The sequence below is a fragment of the Nocardia sp. CA-151230 genome, assembly GCF_050942175.1.
Lineage (GTDB): Bacteria > Actinomycetota > Actinomycetes > Mycobacteriales > Mycobacteriaceae > Nocardia.
On the sequence record NZ_CP192061.1, the window covers coordinates 1,368,928 to 1,383,728 of the forward strand.

Sequence of the window (14,801 nt, forward strand, 5' to 3'; positions counted from 1 at the left end):
TAACGGGGGAAATGATGAAAAGTGCCGCACTGATGGCCCTGCGGTTCTTCGTGGCGTTCGAGATCGCCAGTGTGGTGGCGAATCTGGCGTGGCACGAGATCTCGTTCGAGGCCGACGACCTGCTGGGCGCGCTGGTGCGCACGGCCCTGTTCGCCGCGCCCGCCGCGGTGATCGCGGCGGGGCTGTGGTGGCGGGTCAGCTCAGAAACGTCGTCGGAATCGCGGGTTCGCCCGCCGACAGCTTCAGGCCCTCCCAGGGAAGGCTGATCAGGCTCTTGGCCACCAGTTCCCGGCTCTGCGCCAGGGTGGGCAGGCCGGCCGGCACCTCACCGTCGCGGACCAGCGGGACCTGGACGTCGCGGATGTCGAAGCCGTCCGGGTCCGGGCGGGCCGCGGCAGCGGGGTAGACGATTTCCTCGACGATGGTGCCGGTGCGCCGCGCCAGCCGGACCGCCCGCTTGGTGCCGCCGCGAGACTCCTTGTGGGAGCTGCGTTTCGCCACCGGGATGCCCTCCACCTCGACCAGCTTGTAGACCATGCCCGCGGTCGGCGCGCCGGAGCCGGTGACCAGTGACGTGCCGACGCCGTAGACGTCCACCGGTTCGGCGCGCAGCGCGGCGATGGCGTATTCGTCCAGATCACCGGACACGACGATGCGGGTGCGCACCGCGCCCAGTGCGTCGAGCTGCTCGCGCACCTGCCGCGCCAGCACACCCAGATCACCGGAATCGATACGCACGCCGCCCAATTCGGTCCCGGCCACCTCGATGGCGGTGGCCACCCCGCGGGTGATGTCGAAGGTGTCGACGAGCAGCGTGGTGCCCACGCCCAGCGCCTCGAGCTGGCTGCGGAAGGCGGCCGCCTCGTGCGCGCCGTCCGCGCCGCTGTGCAACAGGGTGAAGGCGTGTGCGCTGGTGCCGGCGCTGGGGATACCGAAGCTGCGGGCCGCCTCCAGATTGGAGGTGGCGTCGAAGCCGGCCAGATAGGCGGCGCGGGCGCTGGCGGGGGCGGCGAGTTCGTGTGTTCGGCGCGAACCCATTTCGATCATGCGGCGGCCGCCGGCGGCGCTCACCATGCGGGCGGCCGCGGCGGCGATGGCGCTGTCGTGGTTGTAGATGGACAGGATGAGGGTTTCCAGCAGCACGCATTCGGCGAAGGTGCCGCGCACGGTGAGGATCGGGGAGCCGGGGAAGTAGAGCTCGCCCTCGCGGTAGCCGTCGATCTGGCCGCGGAAGCGGTAGTCGCGCAGCCACTCCAGGGTGCGGTTGTCCAGGAAGCGTTCGGCGACCGCGAGTTCGGGTTCGCCGAAACGGAATTCGCTCAGGGCCGCCAGCAACCGCCCGGTCCCCGCGACCACGCCGTAGCGCCGGCCGTTCGGCAACCTGCGAGCGAATACTTCGAAGGTGCACTGCCGCTGGGCCGAACCGTCCGCCAGCGCCGCTGCCAGCATGGTGAGTTCGTACTGGTCGGTCAGCAAAGCCGTACTGGTCAGTCCGTCCGCGATCATCACGGGAACCACTCTAAGCACATCGAAAGTCGTCCCACCGACCATGCGCCACGCCCGGGCATCGATCCCAACTCCACGTCGGGACGGCGTGTCGCGCGGGCTGTTGTTTCTGTGTTCTCAGGTCGTACCCTGGTTGTTATGGGTCTGTGTAATCAGGACGTTGTCCGGGTCGCCGCCGGTCCGGCGGGCGTCAACGTGACTATGTCGGCGGCACAGGCGACACCGGAGGCCATTGAATACGCCGAGATTCTGGAGGCCGAGGACCGGCCGTGGGTGACCGTCGTATGGGACGATCCCGTCAACCTCATGCACTACGTGACCTACATCTTCCAGAAGCTCTTCGGCTACAGCAAAGGCAAGGCAACCGAGCTGATGCTGAAGGTCCACAACGAAGGCAAGGCAGTGGTGTCCGCCGGCTCGCGCGACAAGATGGAGCACGACGTCCAACGGCTGCACGCGGCCGGGCTGTGGGCCACCATGCAACGTGACGAGTGAACAGGACGACTACGGTAACCCCGTGCGGAAGTGGAGCAGAAAGACCTCCCTGGGTGGGCTGAAACTGCGTTCGGAAATGGACGCCCACGAGGCGGAGGTATTGCGTTCGCTGGTCGGGGCCGTCACCGGACTGCTCACCGATCGGGCCCGTTCGGCACCCGAGGACGACCTCGCGGAGCTGACCGGGCTACAGACGGGCAACACCGAACCGCCCGATGATCCGCGGCTGGCCCGGCTGTTGCCGGACTTCCATCGCCCCGAACCCGGTTCCCCCGACGCCGAGCGCGCCGGCCTCAACAGCGCTCTGCGCAGCCTGCACGAGCCGGAGATCATCGAGTCCAAGGTGGCCGCCGGGCTGGTCATCCTGGAAACGCTGCCGCCGCAGGGCGGCAAGATCATCATCAGCCAGGAACAGGCGCACGCCTGGCTCACGGCGCTCAACGACGTGCGGCTGGCCCTCGGCACGGCCCTGGACATCACCACCGACACGCCCGACCATTTCCCGGACGACGATCCGCGCGGGCCGAGCCTCGAGGTCTACCACTGGCTCACCTGGATGCAGGACTCACTGATCCAGGCGCTCGCGCCCTAGGGCAGCGGACGTGGCCACCGAGGAGGAACTGCCGTGAACAGTGTTGCGGGACCACGTAATTCGATCACCGATGTCGACGGTGTGCTGGTCGGCCACTACCACGTGCTGGATGCGAACGCCACCCTCGGGTCGGGCGCGGCCACCGGCTGCACGGTGGTGCGGGTGCCGGACGGGGCCGTGGCCGCGGTGGACGTGCGGGGCGGCGGTCCGGGCACCCGCGAGACCGACCTGCTGGACCCGGGAAACACTGTGCGGCAGGTGAATGCGATCCTGCTCACCGGCGGCAGCGCCTACGGGCTGGCCGCGGCCGACGGCGTCATGCGCTGGCTGGAGGAACACCGGGAGGGAATCCCGATGGATGCCGCCGACCCGTCCCGCGTGGTGCCGATCGTGCCCGCGGCGGTCATCTTCGATCTTCCGGTGGGGGCGTGGAACATTCGGCCCGACGCCGATTTCGGTTTCCTGGCGGCGGAGGCCGCGGACCCGCAGTTCGAGCGCGGGTCGGTCGGTGCGGGCGTGGGCGCGCGGGCGGGGTCGCTCAAGGGCGGGATCGGCACGGCCAGTGTGCGTTTCACCGACGGCCCGGCGGCGGGCATCACCGTCGGCGCGGTGATGGTGGCCAATCCGGTCGGCTCGGTCTTCGACCCGCGCACCGGATTCCCGTGGGGCGTGGGCACCGACGGCCCCGAACATTTCGGATTGCGCCCGGCCACCGCCGAACAGCTGGCGGCCGCGAATTCCCTCCCGGTGAAGGGAACCGTGCTCAACACCACCATCGGCGTGATCGCGACCGATGCGGCGCTGGATCCCGCGGCCTGCAGGCGGCTGGCTGCGACCGCGCACGACGGGCTGGCCCGGGCCGTCCGGCCCGCGCATTCGCCGCTGGACGGCGACACCCTGTTCGCGCTGGCCACCGGCACCGCCGAGCAGCCGCCGGCGTTTCCGATGCCCCCGGCCTTCCCCGCTGATCTGCTGATCCTGGACCAGCTGTGCACGGCCGCGGCCGTCTGCGTGGAGCGCGCGATCGTGGACGCGATCCTGTCGGCGACCTCGGTGGCGGGCATCCCCGCCTACCGTGACCTGTTCGGGGCTCCGGCGTGACGGGCGCCGGGCACCGGGGTGTGACCGAGTTCATCGGGAATAGCCGCCTAGTCTCACCTGTTGACGACAGCGTTTCGGCCGTTCGGCCGGGGGCGTCGAGCGGAAGGATGCGACTGTGCTGGTGATCAGGGCCGACCTCGTGGAGGCGATGGTCGCGCACGCGCGCGCCGACCACCCCGACGAGGCGTGCGGTGTCATCGCCGGTCCCGAGGGCTCCCATCGGCCCGAGCGGTTCATCCCCATGATCAATGCCGCGCGCTCGCCCACCTTCTACGAGTTCGACTCGGGTGAGCAGCTGCGGCTGTGGCGGGAGATGGATGCCGCCGACGAGGAGCCGGTGGTCATCTACCACTCGCACACCGCCACCGAGGCGTACCCGAGCCGCACCGATATCTCGTTCGCGTCGGAGCCGAATGCCCACTACGTGCTGATCTCCACCCGCGATCCGGAGCGGCACGACCTGCGCAGCTATCGGATCCTGGAGGGCGAGGTCACCGAGGAGCCCGTCGAGATCGTCCCCGCCTACAGCCAATCCGCCTGAGCCTGAACGAAATACACAAGGAGTCCCCCTCATGCCGGTCACCGTGTCCATCCCGACCATCATGCGCCCGATCACCAAGGGCGAGAAGCGGGTTCAGGCCCAGGGCGCGACCCTGGCCGCCCTCATCGCCGACCTGGAGGCCAACTACCCGGGCCTGGAGGCGAAGCTGCTCAAGGACGGCAAGCTCAACCGCTACGTCAACATCTACGTCGACGACGAGGATGTCCGCTTCAGCGGCGGGCTCGAGGCCGAGGTGCCCGAGGGCGGCACCGTCACCATCCTCCCGGCGGTCGCCGGCGGCGCGCGCTAATCGTGGCGCGCTACGAGTCGCTGATCGCGACACTGGGCAACACCCCGCTGGTGGGGTTGAAGAACCTGTCCCCGCAGTGGGACGGTGACGAGCACGTGCGGCTGTGGGCCAAGCTCGAGGACCGCAATCCGACCGGATCCATCAAGGACCGCCCGGCGCTGCGCATGATCGAGCAGGCCGAGGCCGACGGGCGGCTCACGCCCGGCTGCACGATTCTCGAACCCACCAGCGGCAATACCGGCATCTCGCTGGCCATGGCGGCCAAGCTCAAGGGCTATCGCCTGGTGTGTGTGATGCCGGAGAACACCTCGGTGGAGCGGCGGCAGCTGCTCACCATGTTCGGCGCCGAGATCATCGACTCCCCGGCCGAGGGTGGCTCCAATCAGGCTGTGGCGCTGGCCAAGCAGATCGCCGCGGAGAATCCGGACTGGGTGATGCTCTACCAGTACGGCAATCCGGCGAACTCGCTGGCGCACTACGAGACCACCGGCCCCGAGATCCTCGCCGACCTGCCCGAGATCACGCACTTCGTGGCGGGTCTGGGCACCACCGGCACGCTCATGGGTACCGGCCGTTTCCTGCGCGAGAAGGTCCCCGGCATCGACATCGTCGCCGCCGAGCCGCGCTACGGCGAACTGGTCTACGGCCTGCGCAATCTCGAGGAGGGCTTCGTCCCCGAGCTCTACGACGAGTCCGTCCTGACCTCCCGCTTCTCGGTCGGCCCCTACGACGCTGTCCGCCGCACCCGCGAATTGATCCTCGAAGAGGGCATTTTCGCGGGCATCTCCACCGGCGCCATCCTGCACGCCGCCCTCGGCGTCGCCAAGAAGGCCCAGCAGGCCGGCAAGCGCGCCGACATCGCCTTCATCGTCGCCGACGGCGGCTGGAAATACCTCTCCACCGGCGCCTACGACGGCACCCTCGAAGAGGCCGAGGAGAAGCTCGACGGCCAGCTCTGGGCCTGACTCGGCCCCCGTCTTCCGCGCCCGCTGCGAAATCGCAGCGGGCGCGGCTCGTTTGAGGCCCTGACCGGGTGCGCACCTGCGCGTAGACCCCGCCGGAAGACCGGCGGCTCGGGGATTTCCCCGAGGCGGTCCGACTCGATGCGGCGGTAGGCTCGGGGCAGGGCGGCTAGGAGGTCTTGCTATGAGCGGCGGGAGCGGGATGGGCGCGTCGTTCGATCCGGATCGGATCGCGCGGTTGCGGGGGCAGCTGGCGAAGCCGGCGGGCGGGTCGGACGGGAATGGTGCTCTGAAGTTGCTGTGGCAGCGTGCCATTGCGCTGACCCTGGGATTCACGGCATTGCTGTATGTCGTGGAGGGGGTCAACAGCCTCACGAACAACGAGCTCGATCAGGCGGGGGTGAAGCCGCGCAGCGAGGACGGGCTGGCCGGCATTCTGTTCGCGCCTGTGCTGCATGCCAATTGGGGCCATCTGTTCGGGAACACGCTGCCGGTGATCGTGCTCGGACTGCTCACCCTGCTGACCGGGATCGGGCGGGGGCTGACGGCGACGGCCATCATCTGGGTGATCGCCGGGGTGGGCCAGTGGTTCACGGCGCCGCCGCACAGCGTGTCGGTCGGCGCCTCGGTGCTGGTGTTCGGCTGGCTCACATATCTGATCTGCTGGGGCTGGTTCGCGCGAAATGTGTTGCAGATCGCGGTCGGAGTGGCGGTGGCGGTGCTCTACGGTTCGATCCTGTGGGGCGTCCTGCCCGGCAACCCGGAAATCTCTTGGCAAGGACATCTTTTCGGGGCGATAGGTGGAGTGGTTGCCGGATGGGTACTCTCTGGTCATGAACGTCGTCATCGTCGTGGGGCTGACGCCGGCCGTCTCGCGTCGCAGGGGTGACGCTGGACGCGGTCGGCGATTTGGGGGATCCCTCCTTGAGTGAGAATGCAGCGTGGCAGCATGGGGGAATGCGCCTCACCGTCCTCGGGTGCTCGGGCAGCGTGTCCGGCCCGGATTCCCCGGCGTCGGGTTACCTGCTGACCGGCCCGGATATGACACCGACCGTCATCGATTTCGGCCCCGGGGTACTCGGCGCGCTGCAGCGCCACCTGGATCCGGGTGAGGTCGACATCTTCCTGACCCACTTGCACGCCGACCACTGCCTGGATTTGCCGGGCCTGCTGGTGTGGCGTCGCTACCACCCCAATCCGCCCACGGGTAAGGCCGTCGTCTACGGCCCCACCGACACCGCGCTGCGAATCGGCAACGCCTCGGCGGAGATCGGCGGCGAGACCGACGACTGGTCCGACGTGATCGACATGCGGGTCTGGCAGGCGGACGTTCCGGCGCCCCTCGGCCCCGGCCACACCGTCGAGGCCCGCCGCATGTACCACCCGCCGGAGTCCTACGGCCTGCGCATCTCCACCGCCGCCGGCCGCACCCTCGTCTACACCGGCGACACCGCCCTGTGCGACGAGGTCTTCGAGTTGGCCAGCGGCGCAGACGTTCTGCTCTCCGAGGCCTCCTGGACCCACGACCCGGCCAACCGCCCGCCGGGCATCCACCTCTCCGGCCACGAGGCGGGCCTGATCGCCGCCCAGGCCGGTGTCGGCGAACTTCTCCTCACCCACATTCCCCCGTGGACCTCCCGCGAGGATGTCATCGCCGAAGCCAAGGCGGTTTTCAGCGGTCCCGTGCACGCGGTCTCCCCGGGCGAGGTCTTCGACATCTGATCTTCGGCACGCGCCGACGCTATTCAGCGGGGCGCGGGCGACAGCGGATCGTGGGCCACTACGCTGAGGGCCGTGTCGAAACGAGCCGATGGCAGGGCGGATGACGAACTCCGCGACGTACGGATCACCCGCGGCTTCACCACGCACCCGGCAGGGTCCGTGCTGGTGGAGTTCGGGCAGACGCGGGTGATGTGCACCGCGAGCGTCACCGACGGGGTGCCGCCGTGGCGGCGTGAATCCGGATTGGGCTGGCTGACGGCCGAATACGCCATGCTGCCCGCCGCGACGCACACCCGCTCGGGACGAGAGTCGGTGAAGGGCAAGGTCGGTGGCCGCACCCAGGAGATCTCGCGGCTGATCGGCCGTTCGCTGCGCGCCTGCATCGACCTGTCGACCATCGGCGAGAACACCATCGCGGTGGACTGTGATGTGCTGCAGGCCGACGGCGGCACCCGCACCGCCGCCATCACCGGCGCGTATGTCGCGCTCTCGGACGCCATCACCTACCTGGGCGCGGCCGGGAAACTGACCGACCCGCAACCGATCTCCTGCGCCATCGCCGCGGTGAGCGTCGGCGTGGTCGACGGCCGGGTGCGCCTCGACCTGCCGTACGAGGAGGATTCGCGCGCCGAGGTCGACATGAACGTGGTCGCCACCGACACCGGCACCCTGGTGGAGATCCAGGGCACCGGCGAGGGCGCCACCTTCCCGCGCTCCACCCTCGACAAACTGCTCGACTCCGCGCTGGCGGGCTGTGAGCAGCTGTTCGTGGTGCAGAAGGCAGCCCTCGCACTGCCCTACCCGGGCGTGCTGCCGGAGCCCGGGGAGTCCAAGAAGCGATGACCCGCCGTGTCCTGGTCGCCAGCCGCAATGCCAAGAAGCTGAACGAGCTGCGCCGCATCCTGGATGAGGCCGGTATCGCGGGCATCGAGATCGTCGGGCTGAACGACGTGCCGCCCTACGACGAGGCTCCCGAGACCGCCCCGACCTTCGAGGGCAATGCCGTCGCCAAGGCCCGCGACGGTTTCGCCGCCACCGGATTGCCCTGTGTCGCAGACGATTCCGGTCTCGAGGTGGATGCGCTCAACGGCATGCCCGGCGTGCTGTCGGCGCGTTGGTCCGGCGCCCACGGCAATGACGGGGCCAACAACACCCTGCTGCTGGCCCAGCTCGGCGACGTCCCCGACGAGCGCCGCGGCGCCCGCTTCGTCTCCGCCTGCGCCCTGGTCGCCGACGGCGTCGAGGAGGTCGTGCGCGGCGAATGGCCGGGTGTGATCGGCCGGAAGCCGGTGGGCGACGGCGGTTTCGGCTACGACCCGCTGTTCTTCCCGGACGGCGGCGACGTCTCCTCCGCCCAGCTCACCCCGGCCGAGAAGGACGCCGCCTCGCACCGCGGCCGCGCCCTGCGTCAGCTCCTCCCGGCGCTGGCGGCCCTCACCGGCAACTGAATTCCCGTAGACGCGACAGGGGTTCGGGGACATGGTCCCCGAACCCCTTTCGGTCGTTCGTGTGTCGTGCGCCGTCAGAGGCCGAAGGCGCTCTTGACCTCACGGGTGCGGTAGTGCTCGAAGACGAAGGACAGGAACGGGATCGTGCCCGCGATGCAGGTCAGGGCCGTGGTGGCGGGCTTCCAGCGGGCCTTGATGCCGAGGTCGATGGTGAAGACCAGGTAGAGCATGTAGAAGATGCCGTGCACCTGGCCGATGTAGAACAGCCAGTGCGGGGCGGTGCTGCTGTCGTCGAGGATGAGGTACTTGTAGACCATTTCACCGCACAGCACCAGCAGCCAGACACCGGTGATATAGGCCAGGGTGCGGTAGCGGGTCAGCGCGCCGCGGATCTTCGCGGGCGCGGCGGCGCCGAGTGGGCGGGGTGCCAGCGTGGTGTCACCGGCGACGGGGGATGGTGCGGAGTTGTCGCGGGTGCTCAACCGGCGCTCCTCTCGGTGTGGTGCAACCCGGCGTCACGGACCCTGTCGTCCATGTCGCGGGCGTGCAGATCGGCCAGGTACCTGTTGTATTCGGCGAGTTCGGGATCCTCGTCCCGGGCGGCTTTCGGGCGCTCCGGCAGCAGGCCCGCCGGGATTTCGCGCGGCGTGGCGGGTTTCGGCCGGCGCGGCCGGTCGGCGGGGTCGCTGGTCGTCGTGGACGCGGCGGCCGGTTCGGACACCGGAGTGTCGTCCTGCTCGGCTTCCTGCTCCAGGCGCACGAATCGGACGTAGGCCCACACCACGAACCCCGCGAACAACGGCCATTGCAGCGCGTAGCCGAGATTCTGATAGGTGCCGCCACCGGACTCGAAACGGGTCCACTGCCAATAGCCCAGCCCCAGGCATGCCGCGAACGCCACGACCACGAACACGATCAGAGCCGGGCGGCGATGGGGAGCGGACACGCACTCCACGGTACCTGGGGACTACGCACTGCGTAGTAGGAGGTGGGTAACAGCGGGGCCCGCCGCACCGGATGATGCGAGGGGCCCCTGGCACGAGGCTCAGAACTTGTAGGTGACCCCGGTCAGACGCTCGGACTCGGTCCAGAGCCGGCGCAGCAGTTCCGGATCCTGCGAGATCTTGCTGGACGGCGAGGGCTCGACCGGGCCCTGGCTGCCGAACCAGCGGGTGGGACCCCAGTAGATGGTCGGGTCGGCGTCGACCTCGGTCGCGGCGAACAGCGAGGAGTAGGCCGCGTGGTACGGGGACTGGCCCACGATCCGGATGAACGGCTTCGAGATCTTGTCGAGGACGGTTTCGGTGTGGGCGAACAGGTCGGTCGCCGAGACGCCCGGGTGCACCGCGTAGGAGCGCTTGGCCGAGCCGGACTCGGTCAGCCGCCGCTGCAGTTCGCGGGCGAACATCAGGTTCGAGAGCTTCGCCTGCGCGTAGGCGAGATTGCGCTGGTAGCGGCGGTGCTCGTAGTTGAGGTCGTCGATCCACAGCTTGGGCGTCTGCTTGTGGGCGATGGAGGCCAGGGTGACCACCCGGTCGCCGATCCGGTCCAGCAGCAGCCCGGTCAGGGCGAAGTGGCCGAGATGGTTGACGCCCCACTGGGTTTCGAAGCCGTCCTTGGTGCGGGAGAACGGGATGTTCATCAGGCCGGCGTTATTGATGAGTACATCGAATTCACCCGTACCCTCGGCGAATTGCCGCACCGAGTCGAGGCTGGCCAGGTCCAGGCTCGCCACCCGCACATCACCCTCGATGCGGTCGGCCACCTCCTGGGCCTTGGCGGCATTGCGGCAGGCCATGATGACGGTGGCCCCCTTGCCCGCGAGCACCTTGGTGGTCTGCTCACCGAGCCCGCCGTTGGCGCCGGTGATCACGAAGGTGCGTCCGGTCTGGTCCGGGATTTCGCTTGGCTTCCATGCCATGGCTGCTGACCTCACAATTCGAGTCGTTTGTTCGACCTTACTTCAGAGTAAGTTCCGGCGATAGCCCTTGCGGACAGGGGGCGAACTTGTGACAGTCATAAAATAGTGATGATAATGAATTCATGGCATCCTCGCCCACCGCCGCGCCGTTGGGCTTGCGCGAGCGCAAGAAGCTGCAGACCAGGCAGAACATCTCGAACACCGCCACCCGGCTGTTCCTGGACCGCGGCTACGACAATGTCACCATCGCCGAGATCGCCGAGGCGGCCGAGGTCGCCAAGATGACCGTGACCAACTACTTCCCGCGCAAGGAAGACCTGGTGCTGGATATTCACGACGCCTTCGTCGCGGGTCCGGCGGTCACGGTGCGCGAGCGGCGGGCCGGTGAGTCGGCGCTGGCCGTGCTGCGGCGGGCGTATCTGGCGGCCGTCGCGGACAGGGATGCCGTGCTCGCCGGATTCTCCGGGCCGGATTTCGCCGCCCTGATCACCGGCAGCCCCGCGCTGGTAGCGCGGCTGCGGGAGTTCCACGAGGACCGGGAGCGGCGGCTGGCCGAGGCGCTGGCCGGGGAAACCGATTGCGCCGCTGATGATTTCACGGCCCGGCTCGCGGCTGCGCTGCTGGGCGGCGTGCATCGCACCCTGTTCGAGGAGGTGGTGCGGCGCACGGTCGCGGGGGAGTCGAACGACGCCATCGCCGCGGTGCTGGGTGAGCAGGTGGCCGCGGCCTTCGACACCCTGGAACCCGCGCTCGGTGGGTACGCGGTGCGCGCGAACTGACCGGTGCCGCATACGAACTGATCGGTCGCTCTGCCGGAGTGGCCGAGGCGCCGTGTCGTTGCCGCATAGTGGCTGGTGAGCGGCACATACTGGGCCGATGACCGGTGCCGGCGCCACCGCCGAGAAGCCTGCCCCGCCCCGTCCGCTGAGCCGGGCCCGCAGAAACGTCATTTTCGGAACCGTCGCGCTCGGCATGCTCATGGCCGCGCTGGATTCCACCATCGTCTCCACCGCCCTGCCGACCATCGTGGCGGACCTGGGCGGGGCCGGGCACATGGCCTGGGTGGTCACCTCCTACCTGGTGGCCGAGGCCATCTCGACCGCACTGTCCGGCAAGTTCGGCGACCTGTTCGGCCGCAAGCTGGTGTTCCAGATCAGCGGCGCCGTCTTCATCATCGGCTCGATGGTCGCCGGGCTCGCGAACGGCATGACGCTGCTCATCGTGGCGCGCGCGGTGCAGGGGCTGGGCGCGGGCGGGCTCATGGTCACCTCGATGGCCCTCATCGCCGATGTCATCCCGCTGCGCGAACGCGGCAAGTACCAGGGCGCGCTGGGCGCGGTCTTCGGCATCACCACCGTCATCGGGCCGACGCTGGGCGGGCTGTTCACCGACCACCTGAGCTGGCGCTGGTGCTTCTACGTGAATGTCCCCCTCGCCATCGTCATGATCGCGCTGGCGGCCCGCACCATTCCGATGACCAGGGCGGTCGTCAAACCGATCGTGGACTACCTCGGCATCGCGCTGATCGCGGTCGGCGTCACCTGCCTGATCCTCGGATTGGAGTGGGGCGGGCAGGAATACGCGTGGGGCTCGCCCACGATCATCGGCCTGTTCGCGGCCGCGGCGGTGCTCATGGCGACCTTCGTGGCCGCGGAGTTCCGGGCCCCCGAACCGATGCTGCCCATGCACCTGTTCCGCAGCAATGTGTTCACGGTGTGCTCGATCCTGAGCTTCATCGTCGGCTTCGCGCTGCTGGGCGCCATGACCTACCTGCCCGCGTATCTGCAATACGTACAGGGTGTTTCGGCGACCGCGTCCGGAGTGCGCACGCTGCCGCTGGTGGTCGGGTTGTTCTTCACGTCGATCCTGTCCGGCAATATCGTCGGAAAGACGGGGCACTACAAGGCTTTCCCGATCATCGGCTGCGCGGTGATGGCGCTGGGGCTGGGGCTGATGTCGACGATGGGGGCGAACACCAGTTTCTGGGTCATGTCGGTGTACATGCTGATCCTGGGCCTGGGTGTCGGTCTGGCCATGCAGGTGCTGACCATCGCCGTGCAGAACAGCGTCCCCTACTCGGATCTGGGGACCGCCACCTCCGGCGTCACCTTCTTCCGCACCATCGGCAGCGCGTTCGGCACCACCGTTTTCGGCACCCTGTACACGAACAAGCTGCGCCCGAGTCTGGAGACGGCGCTGATCGAGGCGCGGGTGCCGCCGCAGGCGGCGCAGAATCCGGCGGCGCTGCGGGAGCTGCCGAAACAGCGGTCCGCGCCGATCATTCAGGCCTACGCGGACTCCATCGACTTCGTTTTCCGCTGGGTGGTGCCGGTGGCGCTGCTCGGTTTCGTGGTGGCGTTCTTCCTGAAGCAGGTGAAGCTGCGCGACAGCGCGCGGGCCGAGGCCACCGATGTGGGGGAACAGTTCTCCGTGCCGGACTCCGCCGACCGTCTGGTGCAGTTGGAGCGGTGCGTCGCGCAGGTGCTGAGCAAACAGCGCGACAATGTGGTGCCGGATCCGGGAATCCTGGCGGCGGCGGGCAGTTCGCTGGGGCGCGACGAGGCCTGGGCGCTGGGGCAGCTGCGCATGTACAACCGCCTGCTCGGGACGGCGACCATCGACGACATCGCCCGGACCCATTGGATCCCGGCGGAATTGATCGGCCCGGTGTACGACAAGGCCGAACGCGACGGTCTGCTGCGCCGTGACGGTGACGAGCTCGCACTCACCGACAAGGGTGTGCAGGAGGTGGATCGGGTGCGGGACGCGTGGAAGCGCTGGCTCGAAACTCAGCTCACCGGTTGGGATTCCACCGATGCCGCCGATCGGGTTCTGCTGGATCAGGCCATCGACAATATCGCCACCAAGCTGTTCGACGAGGCCGACCGCCCGGACGTCCTGCCGGTGCGCTGACGATCGCACGATGCCCCGCCGCGGAATTCGCGGCGGGGCATCGTGTTTTCGACGGTCAGGCGGAGACGGTAGCGGGTCGCACGGTGGCGTCCCAGTCGATCCGGAAGCGTTGCTCACCGCCCAGCATCTTCTCCGGATCCATCCGCTTGAACAGCAGCGGCATCATCAGCTGCATGGCCTTACGTGCGACGGGCCCGGCCGCCTTGGTCTGGTTCATCCGGGCGACGCGGGCCGCGACCCCCTCCACCCGCGGCCGCCGCAGCGCCTCGTAGGTGGCGAAAGCCCGTGCCGGATCATCGATATCACGCAGGCACCGGGCCAGCTCGATCCCGCTCTCGATGGCCAGCGAAGCCCCCTGCCCGGAGGTGTTGCTGGGCGCGTGGATGGCGTCGCCGGTGAGCACCAGCCGGCCCCGGTGCCAGTGCGGCACCGGCGGCATGATGTGCAGCGCGCCGATCACGGCGAGTTGCGCCGGGGTGGTGCTGCGGGCCAGCTGCTCACCCGGATCCTCCCCGGCGTAGGTCTCGCGCAGCGTGCACAGCCACTGCTCGGCGGGGACGGCCCGGGCCTCGGTCAGCGAGTAGTACTGCTCGCTGGGCAGATTCGCGCCCCACGCGACCCGCCCGTCGGGCATGGCCCAGTACAGGTAGTAGGCGCGTCGGCCGAAGGCGAAGGTCATCATGCCCGGCTCCAGGTCGATCGGGCAGTCGGTGTACGCGCCGAAGCTCAGCATGCGCAGGTACGTCGGCCCGGGGGCCTTCGGATCGACCAGGGTGCGCACGGTGGAGCGGATGCCGTCCGCGCCGATGAGGACATCCGCGGTCGCGCTGCTGCCGTCGGCGAAGATGGCGGTCACCCCGCCCGCGTGCTCCTCGACCTCGATGAGCCGCTTGTCGTACTCGAAGCGCACCCCGGCGGCGACGGCACTGTCGTGCAGTACCTGGTGGAGGTCGGCGCGGTCGATCACCCGCAGCGGCTCGATACCGGTCATGCCGGGCAGCTCGAATCGCTTGCCGTTGACCGACATCGAGGATCGGCTGATGGGCACCGCGTGGGCGCGCACCGCATCGCCGGCCCCGACGATGTCCAGCGCGGCCACGCCATTGGGCGCGAGCGCCAGGTTGGAGCCGATGCCATAGGCGGGACCCGGATAGGCCTCGAAGACGGTGACGTCGATACCGGATTTGTGGAGCGCGGTGGCGGTGACGGGGCCGGAGATGCCGCCACCGATGACGAGTGCGGAACGAATGGACATGGTTCTCTCCCGAGAAGTGTTCGCAGGGTTGTCGA

The 14,801-nt window shown here is 68.8% G+C and carries 18 protein-coding genes; 13 read left to right on the forward strand and 5 right to left on the reverse strand.

The features are described from left to right. Positions 1-11: 11 nt before the first annotated feature. Entirely contained in the window at positions 12-266 is a 255-nt protein-coding gene (locus ACQP1O_RS06005) for a hypothetical protein (protein ID WP_433564871.1), read from the forward strand. Here the strand turns inward: ACQP1O_RS06005 and ACQP1O_RS06010 are convergent. Beyond that, positions 196-1,506: a nicotinate phosphoribosyltransferase gene (locus tag ACQP1O_RS06010; RefSeq protein ID WP_433567594.1), complete on the reverse strand. Its 1,311-nt coding sequence runs from the start codon at positions 1,504-1,506 to the stop codon at positions 196-198. The two genes, ACQP1O_RS06005 and ACQP1O_RS06010, sit on opposite strands and share 71 nt — an antisense overlap. Before the next feature lie 138 nt (positions 1,507-1,644). Between ACQP1O_RS06010 and clpS the strand changes: the two genes are divergently transcribed. From clpS to ACQP1O_RS06060, 10 genes are all read left to right on the forward strand, one after another. Continuing rightward, positions 1,645-2,001: an ATP-dependent Clp protease adapter ClpS gene (clpS, locus tag ACQP1O_RS06015; RefSeq protein ID WP_433564872.1), complete on the forward strand. Its 357-nt coding sequence runs from the start codon at positions 1,645-1,647 to the stop codon at positions 1,999-2,001. Between the two features lie 22 nt (positions 2,002-2,023). Next, positions 2,024-2,593 (forward strand): DUF2017 domain-containing protein, encoded by a 570-nt coding sequence (locus ACQP1O_RS06020; protein ID WP_379387911.1) that lies wholly within the window; start codon positions 2,024-2,026, stop codon positions 2,591-2,593. Between the two features lie 33 nt (positions 2,594-2,626). Next, positions 2,627-3,694, forward strand: a complete 1,068-nt coding sequence (locus ACQP1O_RS06025; RefSeq protein ID WP_433564873.1) for a P1 family peptidase — start codon at positions 2,627-2,629, stop codon at positions 3,692-3,694. A gap of 115 nt (positions 3,695-3,809) precedes the next feature. Further along, positions 3,810-4,235, forward strand: a complete 426-nt coding sequence (locus ACQP1O_RS06030) for a Mov34/MPN/PAD-1 family protein (protein WP_433564874.1) — start codon at positions 3,810-3,812, stop codon at positions 4,233-4,235. 31 nt (positions 4,236-4,266) lie between these two features. Beyond that, positions 4,267-4,545, forward strand: coding sequence for a MoaD/ThiS family protein (locus ACQP1O_RS06035; RefSeq protein WP_433564875.1), 279 nt, complete (start codon positions 4,267-4,269; stop codon positions 4,543-4,545). 2 nt (positions 4,546-4,547) lie between these two features. Next, on the forward strand, positions 4,548-5,510 hold the full coding sequence (locus tag ACQP1O_RS06040; RefSeq protein ID WP_433564876.1) for a PLP-dependent cysteine synthase family protein: 963 nt from the start codon (positions 4,548-4,550) through the stop codon (positions 5,508-5,510). A gap of 181 nt (positions 5,511-5,691) precedes the next feature. Then, the gene (locus ACQP1O_RS06045; RefSeq protein ID WP_433564877.1) at positions 5,692-6,396 is read left to right on the forward strand and encodes a rhomboid family intramembrane serine protease; all 705 of its coding nucleotides are present in this window, start codon (positions 5,692-5,694) and stop codon (positions 6,394-6,396) included. 68 nt (positions 6,397-6,464) lie between these two features. Beyond that, entirely contained in the window at positions 6,465-7,229 is a 765-nt protein-coding gene (locus tag ACQP1O_RS06050) for a cyclic nucleotide-degrading phosphodiesterase (RefSeq protein ID WP_433564878.1), read from the forward strand. A 72-nt stretch (positions 7,230-7,301) separates the two neighbouring features. Beyond that, positions 7,302-8,072 (forward strand): ribonuclease PH, encoded by a 771-nt coding sequence (rph, locus tag ACQP1O_RS06055; RefSeq protein WP_354850219.1) that lies wholly within the window; start codon positions 7,302-7,304, stop codon positions 8,070-8,072. After that, on the forward strand, positions 8,069-8,677 hold the full coding sequence (locus ACQP1O_RS06060; protein WP_433564879.1) for a non-canonical purine NTP pyrophosphatase: 609 nt from the start codon (positions 8,069-8,071) through the stop codon (positions 8,675-8,677). Before rph ends, ACQP1O_RS06060 begins: the two co-directional genes overlap by 4 nt. A gap of 74 nt (positions 8,678-8,751) precedes the next feature. On the opposite strand, the gene ACQP1O_RS06065 is transcribed toward ACQP1O_RS06060, so the two are convergent. The 3 genes from ACQP1O_RS06065 to ACQP1O_RS06075 form a co-directional block, all read right to left on the reverse strand. Further along, positions 8,752-9,108 (reverse strand): DUF3817 domain-containing protein, encoded by a 357-nt coding sequence (locus tag ACQP1O_RS06065; RefSeq protein WP_433567595.1) that lies wholly within the window; start codon positions 9,106-9,108, stop codon positions 8,752-8,754. 47 nt (positions 9,109-9,155) lie between these two features. Then, positions 9,156-9,632 carry a transcriptional regulator gene (locus ACQP1O_RS06070; protein ID WP_433564880.1) on the reverse strand — a complete coding sequence of 159 codons (477 nt, stop codon included), beginning with the start codon at positions 9,630-9,632 and terminating at the stop codon, positions 9,156-9,158. Positions 9,633-9,722: 90 nt separating this feature from the next. Further along, the gene (locus ACQP1O_RS06075) at positions 9,723-10,598 is read right to left on the reverse strand and encodes an oxidoreductase (RefSeq protein WP_433564881.1); all 876 of its coding nucleotides are present in this window, start codon (positions 10,596-10,598) and stop codon (positions 9,723-9,725) included. Positions 10,599-10,720: 122 nt separating this feature from the next. On the opposite strand from ACQP1O_RS06075, the gene ACQP1O_RS06080 reads away from it, so the two are divergent. Both ACQP1O_RS06080 and ACQP1O_RS06085 read left to right on the forward strand, forming a co-directional pair. After that, entirely contained in the window at positions 10,721-11,377 is a 657-nt protein-coding gene (locus ACQP1O_RS06080; protein ID WP_433564882.1) for a TetR/AcrR family transcriptional regulator, read from the forward strand. A gap of 97 nt (positions 11,378-11,474) precedes the next feature. Continuing rightward, positions 11,475-13,511, forward strand: a complete 2,037-nt coding sequence (locus ACQP1O_RS06085; RefSeq protein WP_433564883.1) for a DHA2 family efflux MFS transporter permease subunit — start codon at positions 11,475-11,477, stop codon at positions 13,509-13,511. 55 nt (positions 13,512-13,566) lie between these two features. On the opposite strand, the gene ACQP1O_RS06090 is transcribed toward ACQP1O_RS06085, so the two are convergent. Then, positions 13,567-14,766, reverse strand: a complete 1,200-nt coding sequence (locus tag ACQP1O_RS06090) for an FAD-dependent oxidoreductase (protein WP_433564884.1) — start codon at positions 14,764-14,766, stop codon at positions 13,567-13,569. Between the last annotated feature and the right edge of the window lie 35 nt (positions 14,767-14,801).

Bases quoted from the DNA above. Each gene is read 5' to 3' on its own strand.
- ACQP1O_RS06005 (WP_433564871.1), top strand. From the start codon at position 12: ATGATGAAAAGTGCCGCACTGATGGCCCTGCGGTTCTTCGTGGCGTTC.
- ACQP1O_RS06010 (WP_433567594.1), bottom strand. From the start codon at position 1,506: ATGATCGCGGACGGACTGACCAGTACGGCTTTGCTGACCGACCAGTAC.
- clpS (WP_433564872.1), top strand. From the start codon at position 1,645: ATGGGTCTGTGTAATCAGGACGTTGTCCGGGTCGCCGCCGGTCCGGCG.
- ACQP1O_RS06035 (WP_433564875.1), top strand. From the start codon at position 4,267: ATGCCGGTCACCGTGTCCATCCCGACCATCATGCGCCCGATCACCAAG.
- ACQP1O_RS06045 (WP_433564877.1), top strand. From the start codon at position 5,692: ATGAGCGGCGGGAGCGGGATGGGCGCGTCGTTCGATCCGGATCGGATC.
- ACQP1O_RS06050 (WP_433564878.1), top strand. From the start codon at position 6,465: ATGCGCCTCACCGTCCTCGGGTGCTCGGGCAGCGTGTCCGGCCCGGAT.
- ACQP1O_RS06060 (WP_433564879.1), top strand. From the start codon at position 8,069: ATGACCCGCCGTGTCCTGGTCGCCAGCCGCAATGCCAAGAAGCTGAAC.
- ACQP1O_RS06075 (WP_433564881.1), bottom strand. From the start codon at position 10,598: ATGGCATGGAAGCCAAGCGAAATCCCGGACCAGACCGGACGCACCTTC.
- ACQP1O_RS06080 (WP_433564882.1), top strand. From the start codon at position 10,721: ATGGCATCCTCGCCCACCGCCGCGCCGTTGGGCTTGCGCGAGCGCAAG.
- ACQP1O_RS06085 (WP_433564883.1), top strand. From the start codon at position 11,475: ATGACCGGTGCCGGCGCCACCGCCGAGAAGCCTGCCCCGCCCCGTCCG.
- ACQP1O_RS06090 (WP_433564884.1), bottom strand. From the start codon at position 14,766: ATGTCCATTCGTTCCGCACTCGTCATCGGTGGCGGCATCTCCGGCCCC.